The following is a 26,695-nucleotide window of genomic DNA, read 5'->3' on the forward strand; positions in this document are numbered from 1 at the left end:
CCAACACATCGTTTTGCTGTTCGATCCGATCGCGCTCCGATTTGCCGCGGAGGACGCGACTAAGACCCTCACGGCGTCGACTTCTAAGAAGCGCTTCGAACCCGCCACCGAGCGAGATTTATGTGTGAACAATCGTTTCTTCATTCGAAGTTGTTGCTCCGACTCAGCGAGACGCCCCTGCTAGGCCCCAAGATGTGGATTGTTCGTAGCTACCAGGAATTCCCGTCTGGCTGTCACGTAACCCATGTAGTTACGGACCCACCTCAGTTACGCGACAGATCGCCCTTCGCCAACTTCCGGCCTCTGACTTCTGTCGCCTTGCAGTCGCCCAATCTAGCGGGTCAATCTAAGTCACACTAAGCACTGGCGCTCCACGGTGTGAGCCCTGTCGCGGTTGGGTTGGGCACGACGAACGCCACGGAGTGCTTTGCGCGCGTGACTGCCACATACAGGCCGCACGCGGTTTTCGGCTTGAGCTCCGTCCCATCCGTCAGGTACTTGGTAATTGGACCCGTCGGGTAGATCAGCACGCGGTCGAAGGTGAGTCCTTTGACCTTGCCGAAGTTCCGAAACGGCAAATTGGAGCTTCGAGCAATGGTTTTGCTTTCCCGCAGAGGCTGTGGTTGAAACTGGCGCATGTACGAAGGCAGGTCGGCGGCGGTGATGGCAAACACGCCATCGTGGCCGGTCGTCGCATCCTGTCGTGAGACTGTTGAAGCAAACGTGAACTCGGCCGGAAAGACATGGTCGGAGAAGTCGGCAATGGCTTGATTCGAACGCCACGTTTCGACCTTCTGTGAGACATCGAGTAGCCCCGTCTTTTCGTACAGCGCGAACCAGTTCAGCATCGCGACGCCTCGATACTTCCTGAGGTTGGGATCCTCGGGATTGGTATCGAACACCGATTGCCGGACGTCGCCCACCATATGAAGGTCCGTAGACTGGGCCCGCATGAGCTGCTCAAGGATGTGAAGATCACATCCGGTCAGATCCTGAACCTCGTCAATGTATATCTCGTCGTAGATGTGGGAGATCCGGTCCGTGACTGAACCTGCGCTCTTCTTAAGGACGTCCAAGGCCAGCTTGGACAGGTGCAGCTTGTATGCGCGACCTCCAGCGTCAAAGTAGCGTGTGACGCCGGTTGCGTATCGGCCACCAACAGGTTTCCCGTCGAAGTTGAGGCCACGCAGCTGCCGATCCGGGAACAGCAATGGCAAGTAGGGACGGACACAATGACTCAGGAGAAACGCGAACCAACCCAGCACCTCTGGGGCGGATCCTGGCGGACACTCGGCTTTGAGGCGACGTTCGAGCTCGGCTTGCCCGGTCTGCGTGAACGTGATTACGAGACGGCGCTTCTCGGGTGCACCCAGAGCGCAGGCGTCAACAATTGATTGCGTCTTACGGGAACCAGCAACCGCAAGGGTGAGCCGGTTCATTCGACGAACTCGATAGCGTTCATCAGGTAGTTGGGGTACGTGATAGCTGTTGTTGACTCGGCGAGCAGTAGTGCGCTCTCCGTTTTGTGGTCTGTCATCCAGTCAAGCGTGGTCTTCGTCGTGTCTTTAATGTCAAAGAGCGCACGCAAGGTCGGATCGCCATTGACATGAAGCAGTTGGGGCTCGAGGGTCTTCCCGAGCGCGGGATCGCCGATAAAAAGCTGTCGCTTCCCGAGCTTGAGGTACTGTGCCACCTTGCTTTCCCAATGCGTCGGCGGTTTGCCGTCGTTGTCTCGGATGCCGGCTACCTGCCGTTCCAAGACCGCGGACAGCTCCAACGCCCGAGCTAGGGCAACTCCGGACATTGACATCACGTCGATGCCCGCGTCGCTGGGCGTCTTTCCATGCTTGTCAACGAACGCTCGCTCAAAGAGCATCTCGTCGGACGGTCCTTCAGCAAGAACGAGTTTGGCAGCTAAGACGATGCGCAATGTGTCGAATCCTGACAGGCGTTTGAAGTAGCGCACCGTGTCCTGGGAGATGGCAGAGAACGACGTCGGAGTGCCGGCATGGAGCAGACGGAGCTTATCCAGTCCGAGGCGGTTGAGGACGTATGAGCTGTGGGTCGTGATGAATACTTGCCGTCCACCCGCGAGCGTCTCGATACGAGCAATCAAACGAGTGAGGCTGGTGTGCGAAAGGTGGTTCTCCGGTTCCTCGATCAACACGTAGGAAGTGTCAGCGGCCGAGCGGTTCATCGCCAAAGCGACTTTTATCGCAGCCTGCTGCCCCTGCCCCGACAGAGCGAACGGGACGTCACCAACGTGGGGCACGATGCTGGCTTCCCAGGAGGCGCCCGCCGACTGATCCATCTGGAGTCCAAGGTTCTTGTCGTGCAGCCTGGTTCCTTGGGCCGCGATGCGTTTGTTGACACTGGCGAGTGCAGTCGCAGAAATCTCGTGGCGCGCACTCCGATGCGCAACAGAAATAGCTGCTCTCTCTTTCGCTTCTACGAAGTCGCCCAGCATTTCGCGCGTGTGGTAATCCATGCCCCAACTCGAGCGGATCGTTCGAGCATCGATGAACGAGACTCCCAGGCCCTTGGGCCGACGTTGAATCGATGCGCCGGAAAAGTCCTTCCACACCACTTCGTAGTACTCCACAGGAATGATGTCGGGTCGGTTCTCGGCCTGAATGTACGCCGAGAACTCTTGGGCGTAGTCCGGCGATGGCATGATGCGCACGCTCACCCCCGGAGCATCCTGAGCGCGAGAGTTGTAAACAGCGCGGAGCATCTGTACGTCCGGAGTCGTGTCGTCCAGATACAGTTCTATGAGGATTTCAGGTGGCGCGGGGGACTCACCCGCCGCGATGGCTGCAAAATACTCATCCACCATGTTCCGGTTGAACCAGTATGGGTTCAACTCTTCCTCAGCGCGTCGGCCGTTGACCCGACCTGTCAGACCGAGCGAAATTGCCTCCAACAGCGTCGACTTTCCAGCCTCGTTGCCACCAACAACTATGTTCAGACCCGCATTCGGTTCCATCTCGAAATCGCGGATCAAGCGATATCCTCGGACGATTATTCGTTCTATCATTTCTCGGCGATCCCCCACCACTAGTTTTTTGCAATGTGACAGCACACCACGCTCGTCGGCCCGCAGGTGAACGAAATCTCTTCGAGGCCGAGGCGCGGATTGCTAGCGCTCCAGCACGCGGCATCGTCACCGCATCTCCCTGCAACTTTAGGTCAGCATCCGACTCGAGGATGCTGCCGGAGCAGCCATACGGCCGAATTGGCTAGAGGCGGAGGAGGGGGCAACCGGGTTGGGCAGGTTATTGAACCAGTAACCGAACAACACTTGACTGAGGTCGCAGAGTCGATCGCCATTCGTGATGGCCGCCTGGATATTTGCATGCACTACAGCCAAACCGAGAAGAGCGACCGGCGCTATCGAACGGCAGAGGGGGACGACTGCGCCTGCGCCTGCGCAGGCAAGCACCACGGCCAGGCGCGGCACGGATCCTGGCTGGAGGTCGGTTAGACCACACTTGTTTGCGGAGATGGCACGAAAGTTTTGACACGCTTTTTGGACCGTCGGCAGGCAGTAGCTGACAGTGAAAGCCGTTTCCAAGAACAGCTTTGGACGTTGACCAGTTAATAACAACCGTTTTCAACAATGCTCGTGGTTGATTCCTGGCCGGGTCCTGAGATTAATAAGTCGAGCCGCCAGGAGGAGCGTTCGGCCGCCGTCTGCTGACTAGCTAGGTTATGCATTAGCCTGCTACCGCGGAAACACCAGATGGGACGCCTTGGGTCTCACCCAAGTCAAATGGTTTCGCGGCGCTGGCTGGACGGAGTTCTGGCACCGCGATCTCCCCCTGCTCGCCTACGAGACGCGCATCACCGAATGTTACGCCGACGCTGGGAGCGTCTTGCGACATTATGTCGGATCATGGGCCCAGAATAGATGACTATGAAGAGCGAACTATCCGCGGCAACACGTCAGAGACTCACTACCCTTGCGAAACTACATGGAACCCGCGAGGTCGCCCAAGTACTCGGGCACTCCACGAGGACTGTGGAGCGGTGGATTGCTGACACAACCCCGGTTCCTGCTCTGTTGGCCCCCGCGCTGGACAGCTTCTACGGCGTTTGGCCTACAGACGTTCCCAGCACCCCTGGCACGTACAGATTCGTCGACCTTTTTGCCGGGATTGGCGGAATCCGACTCGGGCTCGAACGCGCCGGCGCCGAATGCGTCTTCACGAGTGAATGGGACAAGTTCGCCGTCAAGACATATATGGCCAACCACGACTCTCGTCACCAGGTCCTAGGTGACATTAACTCAGTTAACGCCGCCGACGTCCCCGACCACGAAATACTTGCCGCTGGCTTTCCTTGCCAGCCCTTCTCCCTAGCTGGCGTCTCTAAGAAAAATTCGCTAGGACGTGATCACGGATTCTTGGACAAGACACAAGGAACGCTATTCTTCAATGTTGCGGAGCTAATAGAGAAAAAACGACCCAAAGCGTTCTTGCTGGAGAACGTCAAAAACCTAATTAGCCACGACAAGGGCCGCACTTTTGCAGTAATCAAAGAAGTTCTTGAGAAAGACCTGGGATATTCAGTCCAGTACAAGGTCGTTGATGCAAAGGGATTCGTACCGCAGCACAGAGAACGAATCTACATTGTCGGATTTGAATCCTCAGTCGATTGGGACTGGAATATGATTAAGCCCCAAAATCGAGTTGGTGAAGTGGGCCAGATCCTGCACCCCGAGAGCAACCCCGGGGAGGCGGACCTGCCGTATGTCGATACTGATACTGGAGGAGTAATCGATCGGTACACTCTCAGTGACAATCTTTGGTCGTACCTGCAGGCCTACGCAGAAAAGCATCGTCTTGCCGGCAACGGATTTGGCTACGGACTTGTAGAGCCCCGCAACACGACCAGGACCTTATCAGCTCGGTACCACAAAGATGGGTCCGAAATACTCGTATCGCGGGGTCCGCGAGAGAACCCGAGGCGGCTCACCCCCCGTGAATGTGCTCGCCTCATGGGTTTTCCTGATACGTTCCGGATCCCAGTCAGCGACACGCAAGCCTACCGTCAGTTCGGCAACTCAGTCGTCGTACCCGTCATAGAGTCACTGGCAACACAGATGGTTCAGCATCTCGATATCATGGCCACGAAAAATAGGCTAGCGGAGGCGTCGTAGGCAATGACTATTGGGGGGACATGGGAGACCGTTGACGGCAAAAGGTTGGTGCTCAGGACTGCGTCTGGCGTCGTCGATGTCAAAGGAATCGATGTCTGGTCGGCCGAATACGAGGGCCTCAACGAGATTGCGGGCAGCGAGTGCAACAGGCCGTCGTCCGACCTGCCACATCTGGAGTTATCAGCCGACCTGCTGGAGCTTCAGCCGGTCCTGCTTTCCACAGCCTCCGGACGAACTTGCGTTGCTCTGCGCGTAATAAATGCCGCTGGTCAACCTATTTTGGACTATTGGCCAACGGCGGACCAAATAATTATCGGAAATCAATGGTTCGCCACCGGCCAGGATCACACCGAACGTACGGCAAAAGCCCTTAGATCCCATGGAATTGAGCTGTTACTGGAACTCAGCGAAGCGCAGGAAATGTGGCTGCTCTGGCATAGCGATCTTGGCGTCGATTACTTCGAGGGTGAACACCCTGGAGTGGTGGTTCAGCCGAGGGCGGACGAAGTGCGGAGTACGCCCGGCCAGCTGGTTGATGCCGCTTTGTACCCTTATCAAGCCACGGGAATAGCAAAACTCACGTCTATGGCCGCCCAAGACCTAGGTTGTCTACTTGCCGATGAGATGGGCCTAGGAAAGACCATCCAAGCAATCGGCCTGATGTCATGGATGACAAAGAACAGTGGATCGCCATCATTGGTCGTAGCTCCGTCGTCTACAACGGCGAATTGGTGCCGAGAGCTCAGTCGATTTGCGCCCCATCTCAGCACGTACGAACACACGGGTTCCAAACGAACAGGCGATCCGTCGGTTCTAATGGGCTTCGATGTCGTAGTGACGTCATTTGACCTTATGATTCGTGATGAATTTCTTCTGCGAGCGATAAAATGGATGTCGGTATCGGTTGATGAAGCGCAAAATGTCAAGAATCCTCTAGCTCAGCGGTCTCAGATTTTGAAACGTCTCGATTCAAGAACGATCATCGCAATTACGGGCACACCAATAGAGAACTCGCTCACCGACCTTTGGTCCATCATGGCGCTAGTCGCCCCTGATCATCTTTCGTCTCTTGACGACTTCAAAAGGCACTATCCGGACGAGGCTCACGCCGCTCTCGAGCTGGGCCGAAGAGTAGCTCCCCTGATTATCAGGAGGAGAGTGACCGACGTTGCCGGTGACCTTCCGACGCGGACCGACTCTGTGGTACCAATCCACGTCAGCAACTTGCTCGCGCTAGAGTACGAACGAATCCGACTCGACGGGTCGATACCCCCTTTAGCCAAGGTCGGCTACCTTCGACAAATTTGCTCAACTTTGCGGTGTTTGGACGGCAGCTTCCCACCTATAACCACCGGAAACCCCAAGTACGAGCAGGCTTTACAGATCATTTCCGAAGCGTTCAGCCGCGACTGTAAAGTCCTCCTCTTCGCCTCCTACACATCGACCATCGACGAGATTCAATCGGATCTACAGAACCGCTTTCCCTCTGCCTTCGTATCTCGACTCGACGGCCAGGTTCCAATCCGTGCACGACAGCCGACAATCGATGAATTTACGCGTTATGCGGGCCCTGCAATATTGGTGCTCAATCCAAAAGCTGCTGGAGTCGGAATAAATATTCAGGCGGCTAACTACGTCATCCACTTCACCCCAGAATGGAACCCCGCAACCATCGACCAAGCATCCGCGCGCTCATATAGACGAGGCCAAGGCAAACCCGTATTTGTTTATTCCCTCTATTATAAAGACACCATCGAAGAGTTGATGTTGGAACGTGTCCACGCAAAACGAGTTCTCTCTGCACATGGGTTGAAAGGGGCCGAGGAATTACCGAGTAACCTCGAACTTGAAGAAATGATCATGAGGAGTCCAAAGGAGAGTGCGATATGACGGTTGGGTTGACGACTTCTGTGAGCAAAGTGCTGACACCCAATGACATAGGTACGACAGGCTCCCACCAAGCGGGCATTGCTGTCCCGAGACAAGATGCCATGCTGTCGTTCTTTCCCTCCCTCGATGCGGCTGAATACAATCCAAGGCAGGCGCTTCTATTCAGAGAAACCGGCGGCATAGATGAGTGGCCGCTGAACTTTATCTACTACAACGGGAAACTTCATGGTCGTTCCACTCGGAACGAGTACCGGCTGACCGGCCTAACACCTTACTTCAAGAAGCACGAAGTCTCGGTCGGGGATACGTTGCATCTTGGTCGAACAATCACAGGACGATGGACGATCGAGATAGTCCACTCAAAGGCACTAGCCGAGACGCACGAAAGTTCAGGTTCACACCCTGTCGAGACGGTCCAAGAATCGTCTTTCGTCTATGAAACAATCAGACTCTCCGGCACATGGAGTGCCGTTTCAAGGAGGAAGAAATAGTGTCTGCTGAACTATTCGAAGTCACACCCGATCCCGAACGCATCACTGAGTCGCTGCGAGACACGGGATACATTCTGAACACAGCCGTTGCTGACATTGTCGATAATTCAATTGCCGCGGGTGCCGACTCTATTTCTGTCGAACTCAAACTCGACCCCCGAGGGAATGTGCGCTTCAGCGTCACCGACAATGGAGTCGGAATGGATCGGAACGGGTTGGTGAATGCTCTCAAATACGGATCAGCGCGGCGTCCCGATCCATCCAGCCTTGGTAAATTCGGCCTAGGACTCAAGACTGCCTCCACTTCTTTCGCACGGCGACTCAAGCTAACTTCAAAATCAGGAAACGGTACCCCAGCCGCCACGGCTATCTGGGACTTGGACCTTGTCCCAAGCCAGGGGTGGCAAGTATCCGTCGATTCCAAGGCTGACCCCATTGATGCTGGTTTGCTGGAGAGGCACACCGTAGGGACAGGTACCGTTGTGCGCTGGGAGAAGATCGACCGATTGATCCGCGACTACAAGGATCCTGCCGGAGACCGAGCTCAAGGCGCTATTAAGAGACATGTATCTTCCCTCCGCGACCACTTGGCAATGGTATTTCAGCGATTTCTCGATCCTGCCGACACCCGGGCGAGCAATGTAAAAATTTCCCTGAATCAGATACCTATCGATGCTTGGGACCCTTTCGGATTTGGGTCTGACAGACTTCTTGACGTGGCTATCCCCGTGGATCTGGGGGACAAGACAACGACGATGCACCTCAAAGCCTTCGTGATGCCCCGAAAGACAGAGCTCCAAGCAGCCCACGGAGAGGGAGCCCCAGCCCTGGCTCGCCTCGGCAATAAGACGCAAGGCATCTACGTCTATCGTGAGAACCGCCTTATTCACGGACCCGACTGGCTCAATATGTGGGCGCAGGAGCCGCACTTCACCCTCTGCCGGGCAGAGCTCTCATTCGACCACGAGCTTGATCTTGCGTTCCAAGTAGATATCAAAAAGTCAACGATTATATTGGACACTGCCCTTGCAGATGTTGTCTTCAAGGCGCTGACACCGCCTCGACGCGAAGCTGAGACCCGGTACCGCGACGGCCAGCGATCTCGCGTCAAAGATATGACTGACCCCGAACTTCATGCTCCTTCCAATGCAGCCATAAAGGACAAATCTAAGTCCATTCCAAACGCGACTTTACAGTCGACGGACGAAAGTTCCGGAACCGCTGAAATCCGGAACGACCATGGCATTGTTAAAGTTGACTTCGTGCAGTCCACGTCGGGGGTTTTCGTCGAGGCCGTCGATGAGCTTCGCGATGGGATTCTCTACCAGCCGGCTTACATCGGTGACAATCCAGGCGTGAGAATCAGCAAGTCACACCCGTACTACGAGAAGGTATACCTACCGAATCAAGCCTCAGGAAACACTATTCAAGCACTCGATTCACTTCTTTGGGCGCTGGCATCCGCGGAGTTCCGGTCTGCCCAGGACTCAACTAGGGAAATCTTTGAAGACATCCGATACGACGTATCCAGAGCGCTAAAGAAACTCGTGGAGGATCTCCCCTCCCCGGACTCAGAGTAGATCCGCTGCATGGACGCGGACAAGCTGGCTCGTGCGTTAAGCGGTGTTCTTAGCCTGCCGATAACGTCAAAATCTGATGCACGGACAGGGATAACCGAATTTAGGCTGCAGGGCATGTCTCGCCCCCACGGTTTCAGTGTCATGGTGACGCCTCTATTGAGCCGGGTCAAAGCAGAGTTGAGGCTGGATAGGCTGGCGGCCGATCTTCTTCGAGTAATGGGGGAGGCTGGTTACGAGAAATGGCTCCAAGTTGCTCAGATATCACGGGCCTACGAGTCCCTAGGAGCCAAGTTCCAAATTCTCGTCAACGGAACCACGGTTGAAGTCCTAGGTTCGCAGGAGTTGGACGAGGGAGTTCAGACGTTTACGTGCACCGGCAGCCTCATAAGGACATCGGTTGACGACTCTAATACTGACGTTTTAGCGGTGACCGAAGCGCTTTTCAGCTTCATTATTTGTTTGCTACCCCTTGATCTCGATCCCGATCTTGAGAGCACAGCAGAAATTGGCAGCGTCGATTTCTCGTTTGCTTCCGAGGGACAGAGCCATTCCGTGTTGTCCACCAGGTATGAACGGAGCAGAGCCAACCGTGCTGCAGCAATAGCAGTGCACGGAAGCTCCTGCGCTGTGTGCCAATTCAGCTTTGACGAGAACTACGGAGACTTGGCTCGCGGGTACGTTGAGGTGCATCATTTGACTCCGGTGAGCTCCATGGGAGGGCCGCGCCCGGTGGACCCGGTAACCGAGCTAGTGCCGCTCTGCGCCAATTGCCATCGTATGGCCCACAGGAGGTGGCCCCCTTATACCCCCCAAGAGCTTGCCGAGGCGCGCGAGCACCGGGCTCCGCTATGGAAGTCCTAGAACGGAGCGCCTAGGCATAATGTCCGCGCCCGACGCTAGGATCTGACCAGACATAATCACAGGGGGCAAGGGTGGACTGGGCCGAGGACTCATCAGATGTCGATTCTGATGGGATAACACAGACTGTTGAAGCGCCTAGTGACAATCCAGGCTGGCTCACAAATTTGGTCGTGACGCTCAGTGGAACCTTGGATGGCGGGCGGAGCGCCGCTAGGCGGCAAACTGCCGGGTCTCCTGCGCCTTCGTCCACCGCTCCAGGTTTCACCTACTCGGATGCGGACGATGACGACGCCCCCGCCCAGAAGGTCATGTCCGCCGGCGCCACCGCAGACCCGGTCAAGGACTACCTCAAGCAGATCGGCAAGGTTGCGCTTCTCAACGCCGAGCAAGAAGTCGATCTCGCCCTCCGAGTGGAGGCCGGGCTTTTCGCCGAATACAAGATCACCGTCGACGACGGCTCGATGGACCGCAAGTCCAAGCGAGAACTCGAGTTCATCATCTACGACGGCCAGCGCGCCAAGAACCGTTTGCTGGAGGCCAATCTGCGTCTCGTCGTATCGGTCGCCAAGCACTACACCGGCCGCGGGATGCTGTTCCTTGACCTGATCCAGGAAGGCAACCTAGGCCTCATTCGTGCAGTCGAAAAGTTCGACTACACCAAGGGCTTCAAGTTCTCTACTTACGCCACTTGGTGGATCCGCCAAGCCATCACGCGGGCCATAGCCGACCAGGCTCGTACTATCCGGATCCCGGTGCACATGGTGGAAACACTGAGTAAGTTCTCAAAGGTGAGACGCCAGACGTGGCAGGACTTGGGACGCGAGCCCACAGCGGTCGAGCTCGCCATTGAGCTCGGCATAACGCCACGGCAGGTGCAGGAGTATTTAGGGTACCTTTCAGATCCAGTTTCATTAGACGAAGACGTGTTGAATGCAATGGGCGAACTTGTTCCGCTTTCTTCTCTTCTCCAAGATGTCGAATCTTATGGTGTAGACGAAGTTGCCGAATACGACTCTCTAAGAGAGCTGCTCGCGTCTGTGTTTGATACGCTCTCCGCACGTGAAGCAACAGTCGTTGCCATGCGTTTCGGGCTTACCGACGGAGTGCCAAAAACTCTAGATGAGATTGGAAAATATTTCGGTGTCACGCGTGAGCGAATTCGCCAAATCGAATCACAGACCTTATCAAAATTACGGGACCCAATGCGATCCCAGTCTCTGCGCGACTATTCGCCCTAACTGGAATCAGCCTTATCTCCGCTTGCTTCAGGCCATATTACGGCTGGTGCCTCCCAAATCTGCAACTAGTAGGAATGCACCTATGGCGCAACCACATGTATTCGTGACAATGGGAAAACAGATCTGGACATGCAATTCTGAAGGAGCTCCGTTCGTGTCGCGACGCCGAGGAGTCTTCGCCCCGCTAACGTTGGAAGAGCGCAAAACCGGACAGCCCGTTCACGAGTCTTGGGGGCCACAATGAGGTGCATACCGGAGGAACCGGAATTTGGCGAGGAAAGGTTAGCGGAGAAATCGGTCTGGACGGCTTTAAAGAACAGCCTCCCCGACGATGTCGTTTTGGCCCACTCCGTACATGTCCGCGACGGCCGGAACGAGTACGAGATTGACCTGTTGGTCCTCTGGCCCAACGTTGGCATGGCCGCGATCGAAGTTAAGGGCGGTCGGGTCAGCATCGCTGACGGGCAGTGGTACCAGTCGGACCGAAATCAGCGTCGCAAGATCCAAAGCCCCGTGGCGCAATCCCAAAGCTCCGCTCATGCACTAAGGAACTGGCTCGAGAACCAGCTCGGTTCTCGCCTGACCAGCCGCCTCGTCTACATGGTCAGCCTTCCGTATACCGACGTTCCGGGCAACTGGACGATGGCCGGCTGCCCCCGGTCACTCATCCTTGACGAGACCGGAAGCAGGTCTCCTGCCGAGCTCGTCCGCCAAGCGATCGAAAATGAAGGCGGCGGGACCTCCGCTCTGGCCCCTGTTTTCTTGGAACGCATAGTCCGCAAGCTGAGCGGAAGCATGGACACCGCCGTCGAACCTTCCACCGCATCGCAGGAAGATGAAGCAGCGCAGGACCATCTCACCGAGCGGCAGTCCGTGCTGCTCCAAGCGACCCGGTCACTCCCCCGGATTCGGTTCACCGGCGGCGCCGGCAGCGGAAAAACCTGGCTCGCCGTCGAGAAGGCCCGGATGCTCAGCAAACAGGGCAAGCGGGTGGGCCTTTTCTGCTACAACAAAGGCTTGGGGCAATACCTTCAGGAACGCGTCGAAACCTGGCGTCGCCAGGCTAAGCCGGTGTTCACTGGAGAGTTCCACGAGTACGCGCGCGGGCTGGGGGTCCCAGACGGGCAAGGGCAGGACTATTTCGACGTAGAGATGCCCCGCCTACTGAAGGAACTGGCGGCCGGAATGGAGCAGCTCCAGCGGCTGGACGCTGTCATCGTCGATGAAGCACAGGACTTCGCGCCCCTGTGGTGGGACGCGCTTCTCGCGTGCACTACCGATCCGGAAGCGTGTGAGGTCTACGCCTTTATGGATGACCGGCAGGACGTCTACCAACGCTGGGGAGGCGCGGCGGCGGACCTCGCTCATGGACCGATGGCCTCGCTCGTGTCCATCCATATCGACGATAACCTCCGCAACACGCGCAAGATCGCTGAAATCTTCAAGCCCTTCGCCGGCGACCATGTCAGACTCCGCGGCAGCACCGGCCTGCCCGTTCGGTTCGTGGACTGCCCTACCAAGGATGCGCTCGGCGTCGCCGAAGACTGTTTGAACGCGCTAATCGACGAGGGCTGGGCAAACAACCAGATCGCCCTCCTCACCACCAAGGACCGTCACCCCATCCATCTGGACTACTACGAGCGCGGTGCCACAGACGAGTATTGGCAGGACTTCCACGCCAATGAGGGTGAGTTCTACGGCCACGTGCTGGGGTTCAAAGGCCTAGAACGTTCCGTTGTTGTTCTCTGCGTCAACGGGTTCAAAGACATGAGCCGTGCCCGGGAACAGCTCTACGTCGGGTTGTCCCGGGCACGGAGCGTGTTGGTGGTCGTAGGAAATTCCGGGCTGCTGGAGGAGGCAGGCGGGCGGGAACTCAAGCTGGCATTGTCACGGGCTCAGGCGTGGACGCCTGCGCCGGCAGACGGATCGCAACGCAGCGCACCTTAATTGTCAGTGTCCCTGCTTAGTCTTCAGTCACCTAGATTCACATCGTCCAATGGGGATGAAATGCCAGAACTGGTTGACGCCGTGCGTCACCCGGCCCCGACGCTTCCGCGGGTGCCCGTCCAGGTGGCGGCCGCATCCGTGCCAGCCGCCTACAACTATGCCCTCCAGTACGGCTGGCAGCAGAAGCACCGAAGACATGGCACGCAAATGGGCGTCGCGGAGTTGTGGCGGCCGTCCCTGGTTCCGGCCAGGCCCGGGGGCATTGCCGCGGCGTTCAAGGCAGTCCGGCAAGGCTCCTGCAGCAGCCAGAACGCGAAGATACTTCAGCACCGGAGCCAGGACCCGCTACTGCCCACCCCCGGGTACGGCAGTGAGTCAGAGGGCGGCAGGCCAACTGCGGTCGAGCCTGTGGTGGTGCAATGTCGTGGAGCTCTACGAAGAAAGCGAGCAGCCTCGGCAGCAGTTGAAACCGTCTCATTCGCTGTAGCTGACGCCCCATGGGCGACAATGTTTCCACACCCCGCAGGACTTAGTACCGACACCCAGGAGCCCCTTTGGATAACGAGATGCAGCTGATTAGTGACGGCGAGGGCGTGGCGGTCATCGGGGACCCGACGGCTGTCGAGAGCTTCCTCGCCTCGGTGGGACTACTGTCGTTGTCGAAGGACCTCCGCTTCGATGGCCTCGGATCTGTCCTCGGAGCCGGGGCCGGAATGGCACGGGCAGCCTCCGAAGTCGGCGCCAATTCAGGTCGGTACGTGAAGCTGACAAAGGAGTCAGCCCAGCTGGTCAAAGAGTTCGGGCTGATGGAAACCAAGACGCCTGGTGTCAGCCATGCGATGTTGGGGAACCCTGGTTCGATCAGCAAGTGGCTTCAGATCGAGAACGGACGGGGATCCCTCCTGACCAACCCGGATCTTCTTTCCGCTGCCGCAGGGATCATGGCTCAGGTCGCGACACAACATGAGGCGAACGAACTCAAAGACCTTCTGGCCAAGCTCGACGAAAAGCTCGACGACGTTCGCCGCGCACAAAGAGACTCTGTGCTGGCGAAGATGGACGCGGTTGCTCTCGCCATAGAAGAGGCCATGACCATTCACGAGTATGAGGGCAACCGCGTGGTCGGATGGGGAAAGGTTCAGTTTACTTCTGCGACGATCGCAGAAGTCCAAGCGTCGGCGTTGCGTGCACTCGAAGCGCTCGCCAACAAGGCGGATAGCAAGCGCAAAGTTGGTGATATTGCTAAGGCAGTCAAGGGAATTGAGCAGGAAGTCGGACTCTGGATCGCCGTTCTAGCGCGCTGCTTTCAACTCCAGGACGAGATTGCGGTCTTAGAACTTGATCAAGTGTTCTACACATCTCCGGCTGACCTAGACGGGCATCGCCTCGCACTGAGTATGGCCAAGCAGAAACGACGGGAGCTCGTCGTAGGGAAGACCAAGCACCTCATGGGCAGAATGGATGAGGCCGCCGGCGTCGCAGACTCGAATGTGTTGCTACACGTCTGGGCTGCGCGGACTGTAGTGGAGTCGATCAACTCTTCCGCTGTCATCGTTGACAACTTCCATGCCCCGCTTGGAATCGAGTCGGAACGAGATTCATTGGAAGCCACTCGTTGGAGGGACGCAGCCCGCAATCGCGAACAATTGAAGAATGCGGCTGAGGAGGCGGGACGCAAAGCACTCAAGGGAGTAGCGATAGCTGCGGCGACAGTGGTGGCGACAGTGGCAACAGCCGCGGTCTCGGCCGAGGTGACCAAGAACGCGAAGGAGAAGGGTGAGTAAAGGCCTGCCGTCGGCGACTACAGGGAGCCGACCGGCGGAGAGATGATGGTCGCGGAGCCGCGAGCGGCGTGGCGACACGCTCACCAGGCTCGGTCGAAGGCCAGCCGACGGCAATTCCGAAGGGCGCGCCCGGCCAAAGCCGGACGCGCCCTCCGCGTGCACTGAACCCGAGGAGCGCCTGATTTAGTCGACGAGCACCGGCTGCTTGTCACCCTTCGACGTTTCAGCAGCGGCCGGAACCTTTCGGTTCCGGTGGTGAAGCCAGCACCCCACCGCAAGAACCGCCACAAGCCCGAAAGTGCTCAGCAGCTGGGGCCGGGAATCCTCGCCGATGAAGCCCACCGTGAAGATCGCAGCGAGGATGAGCAGGCCAAAGCAGGTGAGCCAGGGGAAGCCGGGCATCCGCAGCGGAAGCTCCGTCCCCTCGCGGTCGGCGCGGAGGCGCAGCGCGAGCTGGGCGAGAAGCGCGGACGTCCACACCAGCAGGCAGGTCGAGCCCACGATGTTCAGCAGGACACCGAGGACCATCTCAGGGAAAGCCAGCTCCAGAACAACCGTCACAACGCCGAAGGCGACGCTGGCAAGGACCGCGACAACCGGAACCCGGGCCTTGGACACCGACGCAAGCCAACGCGGCGCCTCGCCCCGCTCCGCGAGGGAGAACGCCATCCGGGAAGCACCATAGAGGTTGGCATTGAGGGCCGAGAGCAGAGCCGCGACGGCAACAAGCGTGATGGCGGTGGCCGCCCCTGGCATACCGGCGGCGTCCAGCACCGCGGCGAACGGGCTCTTCAGCCCCGCGGAACCCACGGGAACCACGGCCGCGATCACGAAGATCGCACCGATGTAGAACACCAGGATCCGCCACAGCACGGTCCGGACAGCTTTCTTCACGCTGCGGGCCGGCTCGGCGGTCTCAGCTGCCGCCACGGAAACGATCTCGGTGCCGCCGAACGCGAACGCCACCACGAACAGTGCCGTGGCGATCCCAGCGAAACCGCTGGGGGCGAATCCAGCTCCCGTGAAGTGTGCCAGGCCCGGCGACTGCACGCCCGGCAGCCAGCCGAAGAGCAGGGCCGCGCCCACCAGGAGGAACCCGACGATCGCTGCCACCTTGAGCAGGGCGAACCAGAACTCGAACTCGCCGAAGTTCTTCACGCTGGTGAGGTTCACAGCGGTGAGCACCACGATGAACACGAAGGCCGTCAGCCACACCGGCAGGGCCGGGAAGATGGTGGCCAGCAGGCCTGCCGCGCCGAGCGCTTCGGCCGCGATGACCACCACGAGCTGCAGCCACCAGAGCCAGCCCACGGTGGCGCCGGCCACCGGCCCGTAGGCCTTGGCGGTGTAGACGGAGAAGGCGCCGCTGTCCGGATTGGCGGCGGCCATCTCGCCGAGGGCCCACATCACCAGGATGATGAGGGTGCCGGCCACGAGGTAGGAGATCAGCACCGCCGGGCCGGCCGCCTGGATGCCGGCGCCTGAGCCGATGAACAGGCCCGCGCCGATGGCGCTACCGAGCCCCATCATGGTGAGCTGGCGGGGTTTGAGTGCCGCGCCCAGTGCGCGGCCAGACTTCATTGTCTGTTGTTCCATGGGGATTCCTCTGGTTGTAGGTGGAACGGGTTTGGGGTAACAGGAAAGTCGGTTGTCAGGCTGCGTGGGCTTCCAGGATCCGGAGTACGCGGTCGTTGGAGGCAGGATCGGCAACGGTGATCCGCACGCCGTCTCCCTGGTACGCCCGGACCAGGATGCCCGCGTGGTCGAACGCGTCAACCAACCGAGCGCGGAGCTCGTCACCGGCACGGATCCACAAGAAGTTGCCCTGGCTCGGCTGCAGTTTCCAGCCCTGGGCTTCCAGCTGCGCGGCCATCCGAGTGCGCTCCTGCCTGACGGCGGATACCCGCGCTTCCATCTCCTCCCCCGCGTCCAGCGAAGCGATGGCCGCCTTCTGGGCCAGCGCGCTCACCGAGAAGGGAAGGGCGGTCCGGCGCAGTCCCTCAGCAATATCCGGCGCCGCCACGGCGTATCCCACGCGCAGGCCGGCGAGCCCGTAAGCCTTCGAGAAGGTGCGCAGGATGCAGACGTTCGGGTACTGGCGGTAGAGCGCAAGGGAATCGGGGCCACTGCCCACTTCGGCGTACTCCACGTAGGCCTCGTCAATCACCACGAGGATGTCCGAGCGGACGGATTCCAGGAAGGCCAAGATGCGTTCGTGGCTGATCGGCACGCCCGTCGGATTGTTGGGCGTGCAGAGCAGGATGACCTTGGTGCGGTCAGTGACGGCCGCGGCCATCGCATCGAGGTCGTGGCCCTCAGCACTGTCCAGCGGAACGCGGACCGGCCGGGCGCCTGCCAGTTCGACCAAGATTGGGTAGGCCTCGAAGGAGCGCCACGCGAAGATCACCTCATCCCCGGCGTCGCACAGGCCGGTGATGATCTGCTGGAGGACGCCCACGCTGCCGGGCCCCACCGCTATCTCTCCGGCCGTGACGCCAAGGTGGTGGGCAAGCCGTTCACGGAGTTCGACGGCGGCACTGTCCGGGTAGCGGTTCATCGTACCGGCCGCCGCGGCCACCGCAGCGGCGGCAGCTGGCAGTGGGTCGTAGTGGCTTTCATTGCTGGCGAGGGCTGCAATGTCCGCGCCGGCGCTGCGCCGGCCCGGGACGTAAGGCGGGAGGCCGGCCACCGCACCGCGAAGGCTGGGAAGCGCGGTGTCCGCAGCGGCAAGGAGTTGATCACGGGTCATGAGGACCGATCATGGATGTGACCCGGCACACAATGCAAGATACCCTCAACCCATTGGGACTTCTGCTCAACTTCTACTGACTGTGGTGAAAATATGACCATCCAGAACTCTCGCACCCTGGATTCCCTCGACGGCAGGATCATCCTGGCCCTCGACAAGGATCCCGAGGCCAGCGCCCTAGCACTCTCGCGGACGCTCGGCGTCGCCCGGAACACTGTCCATGCCCGGCTGGCCCGGCTCGAGCGCAGCGGCGCCCTCCGCTCCTTCAGCCGGAGGCTCGATCCCGCCGCGCTTGGCTATGACCTGATGGCCTTCCTCTCCCTGTCCATCAGCCAGACGCGGACAGGCGCGGTAGAGGACGGGCTCGCCGCAATTCCGGAAGTCATCGAGGTGCACGCCACCACCGGCGACGCGGACCTCATGGCCAAGGTGGTGGCCCGCGGCACCGCCGATCTCTACCGCATCACCAACCAGATCCTGGAAATCGAGGGCATCCAACGGACCAGCACGGCCATATCCGTACTGGAACTCATGCCGCCCCGCTACGACGGCCTCCTGAGCCGGCTGTCAGAGCAGGAATCCCGCCCTTCCACCTAATAAGGGTGATGCCCGCCACAAGTGCGCATATTTTCACTTATGCCCACATCATCTTGCCAATTATCCCAATCAAATTCACACCTCTTGCCTATCTGTGAACCAGCCCACAAGATTCCTGCATGACTTCACTTACCGTCTCCGGCCGCGTGGCACAGGTTCTCAGCAGCTACCTCAGCGACGTCTTCGGCGTCATGGGCAACGGCAACGTGTATTTCCTCGACGCCGCGGAAAAGCTGGGCCTCCGCTTCTCCCCCGTCCGCCATGAAGGCGCCGCCATCGCTGCGGCCGACGCCTACTACCGGGCCTCGGGACGTCTCGCAGCAGGCACCACCACCTACGGCCCCGGGTACACCAATGCGCTTACCGCCCTCGCCGAGGCGGTCCAGGCGCAGATCCCCGTGGTGCTGGTCACCGGGGACGCCCCCATCAGCGGCGCCCGGCCCCAGGATGTGGACCAGGCGGCCATCGCCGCAGGCCTGGGCGCGGCAACCTTCACCGTCACCCGCGAGGCCGCGGGCTCCATCACCCAGCAGGCGGTGGAGTACGCACTCACCAAGCGCACCGCCGTCGTCATTGCCATTCCCTACGACCTCGCGGCACTCGAGGCTGCAGACGAGGAACTTCCGGCGCCGTTGGCACCTCAGGTGACGGACGACGTCGACGGCGGCCTTGTGCAGGTAGCCCGCCTGCTCGCCGGGGCGAAGCGGCCGCTGATCATGGCTGGCCGGGGTGCGCACCTCGCCGGAGCGGGCCCGGAGCTCCGGGAGCTCGCCGACCGCCTGGGCGCGCTGACTGCCGGAACCGCTCTGGCGCTCAACCTCCTCCAGGGCGAGGGATACGTCGGCGTCGCAGGCGGCTTCGGCACGGACACCGCGGCCGGGCTCATGGGCGAGGCCGACGTGGTCCTGGTGGCCGGGGCAAGCCTGAGCCAATTCACCATGCGGTTCGGGCACCTGCTCGGCCCGGACAGCACCGTCATCCAGATCGACACCGCCCTGCAGCCCACGCATCCCCGGGTGGATACGTTCGTCAGCGCGGACGTGAAGGCTGCTGCGGGACACCTCTTGGGGATGCTGGACAGCCCTGTCTTGCCGGACTCCGGCCGTGCAGAAGCCTGGCGCGCGGAAGCCCGCCGTCGGCTGGCCGAGGGGCCGGGCCACGAGGCCGGTTCAGCGGAGACGGTGGACGGCAGGCTGGACCCGCGCGCCCTCGCCACCGCGCTGGATGCCGCGCTGCCGGAGCGCCGTACGGTGGTCCAGGACGGCGGGCACTTCATCGGCTGGGCACCCATGTACTGGAACATCCCCCGGCCGCAGGACCTGGTGATGGTGGGGACGGCCTTCCAGTCCATCGGGCTTGGACTTGCGAGCGCCGTCGGGGCTGCCCGCGCCGTGGAGGACGGCCGCACGCTGGTGCTGGCCTCCGGCGACGGCGGCTTCCTGATGGGCCTGTCCGACCTCGAATCGCTGATTGGTGCGGCGAGCAGCGCCGTCGTGGTGATCTACAACGATGCCGCCTACGGAGCCGAGATCCACCAGTACGGCTCCCAGGGCCTGACCGAAAAGCCCATGCTGATCCCCGAAGTGGACTTCAGCGGCATCGCCCGCGCGCTCGGTGCCGAGTCGGCCATCATCCGCTCGCTGGCAGACCTTTCCGCGCTCACAGATTGGATCGACGCCGGCGCCAAGGGAACCTTCGTGGCCGACTGCCGCATCACCTCAAGCGTCCGGGCCCCGTGGATGAGCGAATGGATGCAGGCCAAGCAGGAGGCGAAGGCGGCGGTGTTGGGGTAGCAACCTTCAAGACCTACCCAGCCCGCCGCCGTCGCAAGCCCCGCTGGACCGCTCACCCAACAGGCGACCCGACCCGGATTACCCCCGCAATGTGCCGCGGGAACTCTGTCAGCTCTTCGCCCGCCTCCTGATACCACTGCGAAAGGACCGCCGGAGGCTGGCCCAGGACCGTCGTGTTGCTGAACGATTCGATCCACGATCCGGACCGTGCCAGGTGTTCGCTGACCACACCCATGTGGTTGGCCATGGATTCGGCGTCGGCGTGGACCTGAAGGACTGTGATCTGCCGGCCCTGGTCATCGGCGAAGAACTGGAACACGAGCATCTTTGGCTCACGGCTCTCCACGAGGCTGGCCACCTCGCGGCAGGATGCGAGTGCTTCATCGAGATGCCCCTCGCGGACGGTGTAGGTGCCCAAGTAGACAAACGGCTCGTACATGATGGCCTCCTGAACTAGCTGATCCGCACCCTGCGGATCACTCTCAGGATCCCTCCGGCGGTGCCAGGCAGGCATCGGCAAACCGCGCCACCTTCGACATCCGGCATTGGGTAGTTATGCCCAGTCCAACGATGCATAGTAGTGCTCAGGAGGTTGAAGTGGCCGACGACGGAAATCACCTCGCGCAGGCACGGGCATTCCACGCGGCGTACGCGTGGCGGCAGGCCTGCGACGAGTTCCGCGCCGCCGGCGGGCCCGCCGGCCTCGGGGTGGAGGATGTCGAGTGCTTCGCCGAGTGCGCACAAATCGTGGGGTTCCGCGACGATGCGATTGCCGCGCTGGTGCGTGCCTTCGAGGAGCGGGCCGCGAACGGCCAGGTGGGTCCCGCCGTCGCCTCCGCTTTCTGGCTGTGGCAGGCTTACCGCCTCAACGGCGAAGACGCGCAGGCCAACGGCTGGCTGGCACGGGCCCGGGAACTCGGCCCGGACGACGCCGGCGAAGAGCCCGGCTGGCTGCTCATCACCACGGCGTACTACCGGATGGGCGCTGGCGCCTATGACGACGCCGTCACGCTCCTCGCCCGCGCCCGTGACGGGGCCGCAAGAACGCACGACGACGATCAGCTCGCCTTCTCGACGCTCCTCACCGGCCGCGCCCTCGTCCTGTCCGGCCGCCTCGCGGACGGGCTGGACTGGCTCGACAATTCGATGCTCCGCGTAGTGGCGGGCCAGACAACGCCACGGGTCACAAGCCTGCTCTACTGCGCGGCGATCGGCACCTGCGAAATGGAGGTGCACGACGTCGCGCGGATCCGGGAATGGAGCGCCGCCCTCGGATCGTGGCTCAAGAAAGTACCTCCTTTCGGTGGGCCCTTCTACGGCCACTGCCTGACTTACTATGCGGTCCACCTCCGGCTCGCAGGCGAGTGGGCGGCTGCCCTTGCCCAACTGGAAGAGGCATGCCGTAGCTTGGCCGAGGGCGCAGGAACTCGCTTCATGGGGCATGCGCGCTACGAGCTCGGTGAATCGCATCGCCTCTTAGGCGACTTCGCCGAGGCCGTGGCAGCCTACCGGACGGCAGCGTTCACCGGAGGCCCCACGCAGCCGGGGCTCGCCCTGCTCAGGCTCTCCCTGGGAGACATGCCAGCGGCGGCATCGGGGATCCGGCGCGCGCTAGGCGAGTCTGTGGGGCCGGCTGCCCGCGTGGAACTGCTGCCTCCGGCAGTGACCGTGCTGTTGGCGGCACAGGCTGCAGGTGAAGCCGAGGCCGCTGCAGCCGAGCTGGGCAGCCTCGCCGAGCATTTCGCGTCCGACAGCGTGCGCGCCACCCACGCACGGGCACTTGGCGAACTGGCTCTTGCCAAGGATGACCTGCATCAGGCACTTCCCTGGCTCCGACAGGCCGCCGGTCTGTGGCGAGACCTCGACGTCCCCTATGAAACGGCACAGTGCTCCGTACTCCTGGCCACCGCGTACCGGGGGGTGGGAGACGACGAAGCGGCGGACCTTGAACTCGAATCGGCACGCCAGGCCTTCACGCGCCTCGGCGCCCGTCACGACCTGCTGATGGCCGAAGGAATGCTCCGGCATCCCGACACACCGGGCCAGCACGGACTCTCACCCCGCGAGGTGGAAGTGCTCCGGTTAATCGTGCAGGGCCTGACCAACCGGGCAATTGGTGCGGAGCTGTTCCTCAGCGAGCGGACCATCCAGCGCCACGTGAGCAACATTTTCGACAAGCTCGGCGTGACCTCCCGGACACAGGCTGCAACACATGCCATCGAGGAAGGGATCATCAGCGGCGCCCAGTGAGCTCGTTACCACGATGTACTCGTTAGACCCCGCGGGCAACTACCGGCGAACAAGCCGCCACAGCGACGTGACCTCGGCCGTGCGCGCTTCGAACAGAGGATCGTCGCGGTCCGATGCCTTCGGGTGCGTTGGCTTGGTGTCGAGCCGGTCCACCACCTTAAGCCCGGCCGCGGTGATGGCGGCCAGCAGATCGTCACGCGTCCGCAGCCCAAGGTGTTCGGCCAGGTCTGAGAGGACAAGCCAGGCCTCCCCGCCGGGCTCCAGATGGTCGGTGACCCCATTCAGGAAGCGGAACAGCATCCTGCTCCCGGGGTCGTAGACGGCGTTGTCCAGGCTGGAATGCGGCGTGGCCGGAATCCAGGGCGGGTTACACACGATGAGGGGTGCCAACCCGGGCGGGAACATGTCGGTCAGGACGGCCTCGGCACGATCGTCAACACCGAGGTTCCGGAAATTCTCGGCGGCGCAGGCGATGGCACGCGGTTCATTGTCCGTCGCCACCACGCGGTGGACGCCGCGGCGGGCGAGGACGGCAGCGAGCACCCCGGTGCCGGTTCCGACGTCGAACGCCAGCGTGTCAGAGGGCAGCGGTGCGGCGGCCACGAGATCCACATACTCACTCCGGGTGGGGAAGAACGTGCCGTAGTGCGGGTGGATGCGGTCCTGCAGGGCATCGACGTAGACGCCCGTCCGCCGCCACTCGTGGGCGCCGATGGCCCCCACGAGCTCCTGCAGGGACACCACAGAAGATTCGCTGAGGTCCCCGTACGCTTCGGCGGCGGCCTCCCGGATATCCGGTGCGCGGCGCAGCGGCACCACCGGCCCTGGATCAAGGGGAATCAGCAGCATGCCGAGAATGCGCGCACGGTGCGAGGCGGACTGGCGGTGCCGATAGAACTTTTCGGCCGGAGTTGCTGCGGTCTCTTTCTTTCCGGCGCCTATCCGCCGGTCCAGGGCATTGAGGATCTGCCGTGCGTTGTGGAAGTCACCGTGCCAGAGCATCGCGATCCCCTGGGACGCCATCCGGTTCGCATCATCGGCCGTGAGGGAGTCGTCGACTACTTCTACGCGGGTCGGCGCCGGTCTGCCGTTCGCCGACCGCCATCGCGCGGTCATGCTGACACCAGCCTCGGCCCAGGTCACGACGGCGGGATCATCCACCGCAGCTGTTCGCTCGGGCTTGAGGACCGGCGTCGGGATTCCCACGGGAGCTGGTGTATCGGTACTGATAGAGATCCATTCCAAGCGTCAGGGGAGCCGATCGGCGACTGACGATTGCGGCGGTGATCCACGACGGGGAAGGCGACGGCCCAGGTTTCCGGACCGTCATCCGGCCGCGAACCGAGCGTGGTTGATGGCCGCTGGAGCCATTCAACCTGCCTTCTCAGGATACAGGTGCGCCGCGGGTGGGAGGTCCAGCTGAAACCCCCTAGCCTTGGAACATCGGATCCAAAGGCTCATCAGCTGTTCCTGGGCTCCAGGGCCCGGTCAACATCCTTGAGCACCACCCCTCGAAAGGTATGCACCCATGCGGATACTCGTTGTCGGAGCCGGAGCCACCGGCGGGGCGTTCGGCACGCTCCTGCAGGAAGCGGGACGGGATGTCACATATCTTGTGCGGCCGCGCAAGCAGGAGGTCCTTCGCCGCGACGGGTTGCGCTTTATCTCCCCCACCGCTGACCGGACGCACCCGGTGCAGACCATTACCGCCCCGGACGGGTCGGACGGCTTCGATCTGATCCTCGTCACGGTCAAAGCCACCGCGTTCGACGGCGTACTCGGCGAACTGGGCGCTTTCGTGGGGCCTGGAACCAGCATCGTTCCCATCCTTAACGGCATGGCCCATGTGGACCGGCTCGAGCAGCAGTACCCGGGACAGGTGCTGGGCGGCCTGGCCCGGATCGTCGCCACTCTCGACGGCGATGTGGTCCGCCAGCAGGTGCCCCTCACTTCGCTCACGGTAGGTGGGCTGAACGGAAACCCTGTCCCCGCGGATGTTTCTGAGGCTCTGGACGTGCCCGGCGTCGATTTCTCGGTAGTTGACGACATAGTGGGCGCACTGTGGGATAAATGGGCATTTATCGCCGCCGCGGGGATCGTCAATTGCCTGTTCCGGGCGCCGGTGGGACGGATCATCGAGGCCGGCGGGCAGTTCAGGATTTTGGAGGCGATCAGCGAAACCGAAGCGGTGGCCGACGCGGCAGGGCATCCCGTTTCCGACGCCGCTCATGGACAGGCGGTGGGCATACTTACCGAGCCGGGATCGGCCTTCACTTCCTCCCTGTATCGGGACCTCAGTGCAGGGCTCCCTTCGGAGGCGGAGCACATCCTCGGCGACCTCGCACGCAGGGCCCGGGAGCTCAACGTTCCCACGCCGCTGCTGGACCTCACCCTCATCCAGATCAGGGCCGGCCTGCAGCGCTGAACCCTTCGGCGCAACTGCACGGAATGCAAGGAGCGAAGCCGGGCCTGCCCAGGATCCCACCCGCTCGGCCTAAGGAATTCACAGGTCCGCGGCCTACCATGGCCTTCATGAAAGCTGCCAGGGACGTCCGCTCAGCCGCCGTTGTGATTAACGCCGGGTCACGCCGAGGGGCGGCACCCGAACTTGCGGTGGACACGATGCGAAAGGCAGGCGTGCCGATCTCCGCCGTGCACCACGTGCTGTCCGGGGCAGACCTGGCCGGGACGCTGGACCGGGTGCTTGCAGACGGGCACGACCTTGTGGTTGTCGGCGGCGGCGACGGGACTGTGTCCTACGCCGCGGGCCGGGTTGCCGGCACCAACGTGATGCTCGGCGTTCTTCCGCTGGGCACCGCCAACGACTTCGCCCGTACGTTGGAGATCCCGAACAATCTCGCCGAGGCGTGCGCCACCGTCGCCGAGGGGAAGGTGGTGGACATCGACCTCGGCCGGGCCAACGGCGAGCCGTTCCTCAACGTCGCGTCCGTGGGCCTGTCGGTGGCGGTCACCGAAGCCCTCAGCCCCCGCCTGAAACGGATGATCGGGCCATTGGCCTACAGCATCGCGACGCTTCGGGCCTATGCCAGGCACCAGCCGTTCCGGGCCCGCCTCGAGTTTCCGGAAGGGGACCACGAGCCGATGGAGTTCGAGGACCTGCTTCAGGTGGCCGTCGGCAACGGCCGGCACTACGGCGGCGGCAACACGGTCTCCCCCACCGCCGGGATCGATGACCACATCCTTGACATCTACGCCATCCTGGCCGGCCCGCTCCGGGAGCACGTGAGTATCGCACGGCTGCTCAAGGATGGAAGCTTCATCAAACACGACCGGGTGCACCATCTGACCAGCCGACACGTCCGGCTAGTCACCGAGCCGCCGCTTTCGGTGAACCTCGACGGCGAAATCGCCACCACCACGCCGGCCGACTTCACCATCCAGCGAAACGCCGTCCACGTCGTGGTGCCCCAAAACAGCACCAGCGCCTTGTTCGACGGACCGGGCGCAGCGGACTGGCCGCCCGTGTGAAAGCCAGCGGCCGCCGTCGTACACTCACGACGGCGGCCGCTGGCCAGGTGCCAGCCTCCCCCTACTGTCCCGGCTTTACTGTCCCGGGGGCCGGTAGTTCGGCGTCTTCTTGGCGGCCTCGTCGATGTCCTCCACCGTCAGGAGCGGCTTCAGGCGGACGTTGACGGTCCCGGTCGAATTGATCAGCAGCGACAGTGCTGCAGCACTTGCATCGTCCGGCGCCTCAAAAACTCCAAGGACGTCGTAGTAACCAAAGGCGTAATAGAAGCTCTCCAGCGATCCGCCCACAGATTTGAGAGCCTCCGTCAGGGCATCACGCCGCTTGGTACCGCCTTCCTGCATGAGCCCCTTGATCCCGTTGCCCACATACGTCGCTTCAAACAGATACTTCGGCATGGTCATTCCTTTCCTGGATTTCTATCCCGTCGGCTGTTCATCGCGCCGAGTGCAATCAACGCCGTCATTTTTACGCAGCAACACGCCATGGAGGAGGTACGGACTACCGCGACCACCAGCGGGCACACTCGTATCCCGGGTGCCTGTGGTGCAGGATGACATCCACACAGAATCCTCCTCACCTGGCTCCATCGCCGTGCAGGAGCGGCCCAGATCCGGCCCCTTATCCCGTGGAAACGGGGTGGATGACCCCGCTAAAGCAGACGTTATTCCTCGGGCTACGGGCAGTCAATACTCGGGGATAACGTATGGGTCCCACCCAGTCCCCCTGCGGGAATTCAACCGATGCATAACCCTTATAGCGGGAAGGATGTGCTGGTCTTCCTAGCGCGTGCGGGGGCTTGTATGCTGTGGATCGGAGAGCCGGGAAGCCTGGTCGGCCCGTGGGCAGTGCCCGCGGAACGCCCTT

Annotated in this window: 19 protein-coding genes and 1 pseudogene; 13 read left to right on the forward strand and 7 right to left on the reverse strand. The window is 61.4% G+C overall.

Annotation, left to right across the window (positions count from 1 at the left end):
- Positions 1-356: 356 nt before the first annotated feature.
- Both V9L17_RS01730 and V9L17_RS01735 read right to left on the reverse strand, forming a co-directional pair.
- On the reverse strand, positions 357-1,439 hold the full coding sequence (locus V9L17_RS01730) for a UvrD-helicase domain-containing protein (RefSeq protein ID WP_337350212.1): 1,083 nt from the start codon (positions 1,437-1,439) through the stop codon (positions 357-359).
- Complete coding sequence (locus V9L17_RS01735; RefSeq protein ID WP_337350213.1) at positions 1,436-3,037, reverse strand: ATP-dependent nuclease; 1,602 nt, start codon at positions 3,035-3,037, stop codon at positions 1,436-1,438. The genes V9L17_RS01730 and V9L17_RS01735 overlap by 4 nt, the downstream gene beginning before the upstream one ends.
- 879 nt (positions 3,038-3,916) lie before the next feature.
- Between V9L17_RS01735 and dcm the strand changes: the two genes are divergently transcribed.
- The 8 genes and pseudogenes from dcm to V9L17_RS01775 all read left to right on the forward strand — a co-directional run bounded on the left by dcm (position 3,917) and on the right by V9L17_RS01775 (position 14,952).
- On the forward strand, positions 3,917-5,161 hold the full coding sequence (gene dcm, locus V9L17_RS01740) for a DNA (cytosine-5-)-methyltransferase (RefSeq protein ID WP_337350214.1): 1,245 nt from the start codon (positions 3,917-3,919) through the stop codon (positions 5,159-5,161).
- 3 nt (positions 5,162-5,164) lie between these two features.
- Entirely contained in the window at positions 5,165-7,051 is a 1,887-nt protein-coding gene (locus V9L17_RS01745; RefSeq protein WP_337350215.1) for a DEAD/DEAH box helicase, read from the forward strand.
- Complete coding sequence (locus tag V9L17_RS01750; RefSeq protein ID WP_337350216.1) at positions 7,048-7,542, forward strand: EcoRII N-terminal effector-binding domain-containing protein; 495 nt, start codon at positions 7,048-7,050, stop codon at positions 7,540-7,542. The genes V9L17_RS01745 and V9L17_RS01750 overlap by 4 nt, the downstream gene beginning before the upstream one ends.
- Entirely contained in the window at positions 7,542-9,122 is a 1,581-nt protein-coding gene (locus V9L17_RS01755) for an ATP-binding protein (protein WP_337350217.1), read from the forward strand. The genes V9L17_RS01750 and V9L17_RS01755 overlap by 1 nt, the downstream gene beginning before the upstream one ends.
- Before the next feature lie 9 nt (positions 9,123-9,131).
- The gene (locus V9L17_RS01760) at positions 9,132-9,983 is read left to right on the forward strand and encodes an HNH endonuclease (RefSeq protein ID WP_337350218.1); all 852 of its coding nucleotides are present in this window, start codon (positions 9,132-9,134) and stop codon (positions 9,981-9,983) included.
- A 272-nt stretch (positions 9,984-10,255) separates the two neighbouring features.
- Positions 10,256-11,221 (forward strand): annotated as a pseudogene (locus V9L17_RS01765) (RNA polymerase sigma factor); the annotation flags it as partial.
- Positions 11,222-11,461: 240 nt separating this feature from the next.
- Positions 11,462-13,168 (forward strand): nuclease-related domain-containing DEAD/DEAH box helicase, encoded by a 1,707-nt coding sequence (locus V9L17_RS01770; RefSeq protein WP_337350220.1) that lies wholly within the window; start codon positions 11,462-11,464, stop codon positions 13,166-13,168.
- Positions 13,169-13,722: 554 nt separating this feature from the next.
- Entirely contained in the window at positions 13,723-14,952 is a 1,230-nt protein-coding gene (locus V9L17_RS01775) for a hypothetical protein (protein ID WP_337350221.1), read from the forward strand.
- Positions 14,953-15,135: 183 nt separating this feature from the next.
- Here V9L17_RS01775 and V9L17_RS01780 read toward each other — a convergent pair whose 3' ends face one another.
- Positions 15,136-16,548: an amino acid permease gene (locus V9L17_RS01780; RefSeq protein WP_337350222.1), complete on the reverse strand. Its 1,413-nt coding sequence runs from the start codon at positions 16,546-16,548 to the stop codon at positions 15,136-15,138.
- A 55-nt stretch (positions 16,549-16,603) separates the two neighbouring features.
- A complete protein-coding gene (hisC, locus tag V9L17_RS01785) occupies positions 16,604-17,701 on the reverse strand; it encodes a histidinol-phosphate transaminase (protein WP_337350223.1) in 1,098 nt (365 codons plus the stop codon).
- A gap of 93 nt (positions 17,702-17,794) precedes the next feature.
- Here hisC and V9L17_RS01790 point away from each other — a divergent pair, with 93 nt between their 5' ends.
- Complete coding sequence (locus tag V9L17_RS01790) at positions 17,795-18,298, forward strand: Lrp/AsnC family transcriptional regulator (protein WP_337350224.1); 504 nt, start codon at positions 17,795-17,797, stop codon at positions 18,296-18,298.
- Between the two features lie 119 nt (positions 18,299-18,417).
- Positions 18,418-20,091, forward strand: a complete 1,674-nt coding sequence (locus V9L17_RS01795; RefSeq protein ID WP_337350225.1) for a thiamine pyrophosphate-binding protein — start codon at positions 18,418-18,420, stop codon at positions 20,089-20,091.
- Positions 20,092-20,143: 52 nt separating this feature from the next.
- On the opposite strand, the gene V9L17_RS01800 is transcribed toward V9L17_RS01795, so the two are convergent.
- Entirely contained in the window at positions 20,144-20,530 is a 387-nt protein-coding gene (locus V9L17_RS01800; RefSeq protein WP_337350226.1) for a hypothetical protein, read from the reverse strand.
- Between the two features lie 158 nt (positions 20,531-20,688).
- Between V9L17_RS01800 and V9L17_RS01805 the strand changes: the two genes are divergently transcribed.
- Positions 20,689-22,341 (forward strand): response regulator transcription factor, encoded by a 1,653-nt coding sequence (locus V9L17_RS01805; RefSeq protein ID WP_337350227.1) that lies wholly within the window; start codon positions 20,689-20,691, stop codon positions 22,339-22,341.
- 39 nt (positions 22,342-22,380) lie between these two features.
- Here the strand turns inward: V9L17_RS01805 and V9L17_RS01810 are convergent, their stop codons facing one another.
- Complete coding sequence (locus V9L17_RS01810; protein ID WP_443197998.1) at positions 22,381-23,457, reverse strand: methyltransferase; 1,077 nt, start codon at positions 23,455-23,457, stop codon at positions 22,381-22,383.
- Between the two features lie 412 nt (positions 23,458-23,869).
- Between V9L17_RS01810 and V9L17_RS01815 the strand changes: the two genes are divergently transcribed.
- Together V9L17_RS01815 and V9L17_RS01820 are read left to right on the forward strand one after the other, a co-directional pair.
- On the forward strand, positions 23,870-24,766 hold the full coding sequence (locus tag V9L17_RS01815; RefSeq protein WP_337350229.1) for a ketopantoate reductase family protein: 897 nt from the start codon (positions 23,870-23,872) through the stop codon (positions 24,764-24,766).
- 107 nt (positions 24,767-24,873) lie between these two features.
- Complete coding sequence (locus tag V9L17_RS01820) at positions 24,874-25,830, forward strand: lipid kinase (RefSeq protein ID WP_337350230.1); 957 nt, start codon at positions 24,874-24,876, stop codon at positions 25,828-25,830.
- A 75-nt stretch (positions 25,831-25,905) separates the two neighbouring features.
- Here the strand turns inward: V9L17_RS01820 and V9L17_RS01825 are convergent, their stop codons facing one another.
- Positions 25,906-26,226, reverse strand: a complete 321-nt coding sequence (locus tag V9L17_RS01825) for a GYD domain-containing protein (protein WP_337350231.1) — start codon at positions 26,224-26,226, stop codon at positions 25,906-25,908.
- Positions 26,227-26,695 lie beyond the last annotated feature (469 nt).

Origin of the sequence: Pseudarthrobacter sp. CCNWLW207 (assembly GCF_037203945.1) — a bacterium.
Lineage (GTDB): Bacteria > Actinomycetota > Actinomycetes > Actinomycetales > Micrococcaceae > Arthrobacter.

What these genes read in the sequence shown, in the direction of transcription:
- V9L17_RS01750 (WP_337350216.1), top strand. Translation starts at nt 7,048, where the DNA reads ATGACGGTTGGGTTGACGACTTCTGTGAGCAAAGTGCTGACACCCAAT.
- V9L17_RS01810 (WP_443197998.1), bottom strand. Translation starts at nt 23,457, where the DNA reads ATGACCGCGCGATGGCGGTCGGCGAACGGCAGACCGGCGCCGACCCGC.
- hisC (WP_337350223.1), bottom strand. Translation starts at nt 17,701, where the DNA reads ATGACCCGTGATCAACTCCTTGCCGCTGCGGACACCGCGCTTCCCAGC.
- V9L17_RS01735 (WP_337350213.1), bottom strand. Translation starts at nt 3,037, where the DNA reads ATGATAGAACGAATAATCGTCCGAGGATATCGCTTGATCCGCGATTTC.
- V9L17_RS01820 (WP_337350230.1), top strand. Translation starts at nt 24,874, where the DNA reads ATGAAAGCTGCCAGGGACGTCCGCTCAGCCGCCGTTGTGATTAACGCC.
- V9L17_RS01800 (WP_337350226.1), bottom strand. Translation starts at nt 20,530, where the DNA reads ATGTACGAGCCGTTTGTCTACTTGGGCACCTACACCGTCCGCGAGGGG.
- V9L17_RS01795 (WP_337350225.1), top strand. Translation starts at nt 18,418, where the DNA reads ATGACTTCACTTACCGTCTCCGGCCGCGTGGCACAGGTTCTCAGCAGC.
- dcm (WP_337350214.1), top strand. Translation starts at nt 3,917, where the DNA reads ATGAAGAGCGAACTATCCGCGGCAACACGTCAGAGACTCACTACCCTT.
- V9L17_RS01770 (WP_337350220.1), top strand. Translation starts at nt 11,462, where the DNA reads ATGAGGTGCATACCGGAGGAACCGGAATTTGGCGAGGAAAGGTTAGCG.
- V9L17_RS01825 (WP_337350231.1), bottom strand. Translation starts at nt 26,226, where the DNA reads ATGCCGAAGTATCTGTTTGAAGCGACGTATGTGGGCAACGGGATCAAG.
- V9L17_RS01815 (WP_337350229.1), top strand. Translation starts at nt 23,870, where the DNA reads ATGCGGATACTCGTTGTCGGAGCCGGAGCCACCGGCGGGGCGTTCGGC.
- V9L17_RS01760 (WP_337350218.1), top strand. Translation starts at nt 9,132, where the DNA reads ATGGACGCGGACAAGCTGGCTCGTGCGTTAAGCGGTGTTCTTAGCCTG.
- V9L17_RS01745 (WP_337350215.1), top strand. Translation starts at nt 5,165, where the DNA reads ATGACTATTGGGGGGACATGGGAGACCGTTGACGGCAAAAGGTTGGTG.
- V9L17_RS01780 (WP_337350222.1), bottom strand. Translation starts at nt 16,548, where the DNA reads ATGGAACAACAGACAATGAAGTCTGGCCGCGCACTGGGCGCGGCACTC.
- V9L17_RS01730 (WP_337350212.1), bottom strand. Translation starts at nt 1,439, where the DNA reads ATGAACCGGCTCACCCTTGCGGTTGCTGGTTCCCGTAAGACGCAATCA.
- V9L17_RS01790 (WP_337350224.1), top strand. Translation starts at nt 17,795, where the DNA reads ATGACCATCCAGAACTCTCGCACCCTGGATTCCCTCGACGGCAGGATC.